This is a genomic window from Kocuria tytonicola (genome assembly GCF_003687455.1).
GTDB lineage: Bacteria > Actinomycetota > Actinomycetes > Actinomycetales > Micrococcaceae > Kocuria > Kocuria tytonicola.
Genome location: NZ_PHOA01000162.1, coordinates 1 through 2,905, shown reverse-complemented (window position 1 = coordinate 2,905; position 2,905 = coordinate 1). Strand labels below are relative to the sequence as shown.

Here is a 2,905-nt window from a genome sequence, read left to right as displayed (position 1 = left end):
GGTGCGGCTCGGGCGGAGTGTGCTGGCGGCGTCGTCCGGTGCGCTCCGTGGGACGTTCGGCGGCCGGGTCCTGGGACGGTGACACGTGATCAGGCCTGGAGCTCGTGGCGCCGGACCCCGGAGATCTTGCGGGAGACCCAGCGCACGGTGGGGCGGGGGAGGTGGCGCAGCGCGGTGACCACGGCCTTGTAGCGCAGGGACGGTACGGAGAGCACCTTGCCGCGGGCGATGTCCGCGAGGGCCTCCTCCACAAGGCGGTCCGCATCCAGCCACATGAAGTCCGGGATGGAGGAGCCGGAGATGCCGGCGCGGCTGTGGAACTCGGTGCGGACCCAGCCGGGCAGCAGCGCGGTCACCTGGACGCCCGTGCCGTGCAGCTCCACCGCAAGGGACTCCGTCATGGAGGTGGTGTACGCCTTGATCGCCGAGTACTCCCCCATGGTCACCAGGCCGGAGACGGAGCACACGTTCACGATCCAGCCCGACCCGCGAACGGTCATCGCGCGCGCCGCGGCCGCGGACAGGCGCCGCACGGCGGCGCACATGACCTCGAAGCCTGCCTCGTGCTGGGTGGTGTCCTCGTCCGTGTAACGGGTCTTCACCGAGAAGCCCGCGTTGTTCACGAGCATGTCCACGGGGTGGGCGGTGTCCTCGAGCCGCTGCGCGACCCGGAGCAGGTCCTCCCGCACGGCGAGGTCCGCGGTGAGGGTCTCCACGTGCACGCCGTGCTCCGCGGCGAGCTCGTGCGCGGTCTGGACGAGGCGGGGCTCGTCCCGTGCAACCAGGACCAGATCGAAGCCCCTGCGGGCGAGGGAGCGGGCGAACGCGGCACCGATGCCTGACGTCCCACCGGTCACGAGAGCGGTAAGCATGCTCCCAAGATACACTACGGTGATCGTAGCGCAGCCGGTCCCACCAGCGTCGACGCTCCCCGTTCCAGGCCCCGGAGGTTCCCATGGCAGCCACCCCCGACCCCGCGCCGTCCGTGGACCCGCGCACCGCGCGCACCGACCGCAAGATCGTCGCCGGTGCCCTCAGGCTGCTGCGCGAGGGCGGCCCGCAGCGGGTGACCATCGAGGCCGTCTCCACCCTGACCGGCGTGGCCAAGACCTCGATCTACCGCCGCTACGACAACAGCACGCAGCTTCTCGAGGCCGCGCTGCAGCACACCACGCCCGTGGCCCACGTGCTTCCCGAGGACGCCGGCTGGGAGCAGGCCCTCACGGCCGCGGTGGACGTCCTGCTGCGGGACATGGGCGTGGGAGTGGCCATCACCCTCCTGCAGGACCCGAACTCGGCCACCTCGCGGGTGCTGCGCGCCTCCGTGGTGCGCCCGCGCATGAACGCGCTGCGCGCCGTCCTCCAGCTCGAGCAGCAGCGCGGGGCGATCCGGGCGGCCGTGGACCTGGACATGGTGATCGACTTCATCCTGGGCTCGGCCTACGCCCACCTGGCCCGCTACGGCTCCCTCGACGAGCGCTGGACCGAACGGGTGCACCGTGCGCTCGCGGACCAGATCGCGACCCCCGGCACGTCGAGCCCGGTCACGCCGGGCCGGGGCACGTGGATCCCTGGCCCGCAGGCTCCGGGCACACCGCTGGCGGGTTCGCCGCCCCGGGAGGACGACGCCGCACGGCCGGCTCAGAAGACGTCGCGCTCGTCCGGACGCTCCGCCAGGTAGGAGCGCACGTAGTCCTCGGCCGCGGTCTCCGTGGGGATGTCCTTGCCCGCGCTCTCGGACATGAACCATCGGTGCTCCAGAACTTCGTGGACGATCTGCGCGGGCTCGCGCTTGCGGCGCAGGTCGGCGGGGATCGCGGACATGATGGGGACGAAGATCTCGCGCATCCACAGCTGGGCCGTGAGGTCCTCGGGCAGACCGGGGTAAAGGGCCCGCCCGAACTGGTCGATGTCGGTGAGGATGCGCCGCGCCTGGTTCTCCTGGGTGTTCAGCCCGGTGAGGTGCAGCAGGCGGCGGCTGTGGTGGCCCGCCTCCACCACGCGCGGGCGGAGGTGGACCTGCCCGGCGCTGTCGGAGTCCAGGGAGGCCTCCTCCACGTCGAAGCCGAGCTCGTTGAGCCGCTGCACCCGGGCCTGCACGCGCCAGCGCTCGCCCACGGAGAACGTCTCGGTGGCGGTGAGCTCCTCCCACAGCCCCTCGTAGCTCTCCACGAGCCGCTGCGAGATCACGAACGGGTCCACGGAGGCCGGGTCCACCCCCGCCTCCTCGAGCCGTCGCTGCATGTGCTCCCCGGCCAGCAGGTCCATGACCTCCCCGGCCACGTTGGTCCGGGCGAGGTCGATGTCGTATCCCCGCTGCCCGCGGGTGAGCTCCGGGTGCAGCTCACCGGTCTCCGCGTCCACCAGGTAGGCGGCGAAGGTCCCGGCATCCCGCCGGAACAGGGTGTTGGACAGGGACACGTCCCCCCAGTAGAAGCCGGAGAGGTGCAGCTGCACGATCAGCAGCGCCAGCGCGTCCACGAGGCGCTCGATGGTGTCCCTGGCGGGGACCTGCTCGAAGATCGCGCGGTAGGGCAGCGAGAAGCTGAGGTGGTCCGTCACGAGCGCCGCGGGCAGCGCGTCCCCGTCCGGCGAGAACCGGTCCGTGACCACCGAGTCCGGCACCACGGAGGGAGTGCCCATGCGCTGCAGGGTGCGCAGGAGACCGTACTCACGGCGCGCGTAGCGTGCGGTGGTCTCCTTGACGGCGACGACGCGCTCACCCACGCGTGCGAAGCGCACCACGTGCCGGGACAGGCCCCGCGGATACGCGGCGAGCACCTCGGAGGGCCAGTCCTCCAGGGGCAGTTCCCAGGGCAGCTCCAGCAGACCCGGGTCCGGGAACGCCGTGTTGATGGACACGCCGGGGGACGCGTGCGGAGCGGACGACGCCGCGGCGTCGTCG

General features: G+C 72.1%; 3 protein-coding genes. 1 reads left to right on the top strand and 2 read right to left on the bottom strand.

Annotated elements, in window-relative coordinates; all coding sequences use genetic code 11:
• Nucleotides 1-89: 89 nt before the first annotated feature.
• The gene (locus CWC38_RS11435; RefSeq protein WP_121846839.1) at nucleotides 90-872 is read right to left on the bottom strand and encodes an SDR family NAD(P)-dependent oxidoreductase; all 783 of its coding nucleotides are present in this window, start codon (nucleotides 870-872) and stop codon (nucleotides 90-92) included.
• A gap of 83 nt (nucleotides 873-955) precedes the next feature.
• Here CWC38_RS11435 and CWC38_RS11430 point away from each other — a divergent pair, with 83 nt between their 5' ends.
• Nucleotides 956-1,681 (top strand): TetR/AcrR family transcriptional regulator, encoded by a 726-nt coding sequence (locus tag CWC38_RS11430; protein WP_121846838.1) that lies wholly within the window; start codon nucleotides 956-958, stop codon nucleotides 1,679-1,681.
• Here the strand turns inward: CWC38_RS11430 and CWC38_RS11425 are convergent.
• Nucleotides 1,642-2,862 carry a DUF4032 domain-containing protein gene (locus CWC38_RS11425; protein ID WP_121846840.1) on the bottom strand — a complete coding sequence of 407 codons (1,221 nt, stop codon included), beginning with the start codon at nucleotides 2,860-2,862 and terminating at the stop codon, nucleotides 1,642-1,644. The genes CWC38_RS11430 and CWC38_RS11425 overlap by 40 nt on opposite strands.
• Between the last annotated feature and the right edge of the window lie 43 nt (nucleotides 2,863-2,905).

What these genes read in the sequence shown, in the direction of transcription:
- CWC38_RS11435 (WP_121846839.1), bottom strand. Translation starts at nt 872, where the DNA reads ATGCTTACCGCTCTCGTGACCGGTGGGACGTCAGGCATCGGTGCCGCG.
- CWC38_RS11430 (WP_121846838.1), top strand. Translation starts at nt 956, where the DNA reads ATGGCAGCCACCCCCGACCCCGCGCCGTCCGTGGACCCGCGCACCGCG.